Raw genomic sequence first — 377 nt, forward strand, 5'->3', positions numbered from 1 at the left:
GTCACCGCTGGCATCGCCACGAAGCGCGGCTGCGCGCGCACGCGCTGCAGCCAGGCGCGCACTTCCGGGAAGGGCGCCAGGCTGATGCCGCCCTCGCCTGCGACGTCGGTATAGGCGAACAGCGCAATGTCGGCGATACCGTATGCGCTGCCGGTGAACCACTGCGCTTCGCGCAGGTGCTGCTCCATCACCGCCAGCGCGGTGGCGGCGCGCTCGTGCAGGCGTGGCAGTTCAGCACGGCGCGGTGAATCGGGCGGTGTCCAGCCGCGGATGAAGCGCGCTACCGCCACGCATGGCTCGTGCGTGTACTGCTCGAAGAACATCCAGCTCAATGCCTGCGCGCGTTCCCAACCGTCGGTAGGCAGGTAGGGCGTCCC

1 protein-coding gene is annotated in these 377 nt (G+C 69.5%); it reads right to left on the reverse strand.

Going from position 1 to position 377, the window contains the following annotated elements; all coding sequences use genetic code 11:
- A partial coding sequence (locus A9K58_RS18860; protein ID WP_196769222.1) for a glutathione S-transferase family protein occupies positions 1–377 on the reverse strand: 377 nt, incomplete at both ends.

The sequence above is a fragment of the Stenotrophomonas maltophilia genome (assembly GCF_001676385.1).
GTDB classification, from domain to species: Bacteria; Pseudomonadota; Gammaproteobacteria; order Xanthomonadales; family Xanthomonadaceae; genus Stenotrophomonas; species Stenotrophomonas maltophilia_J.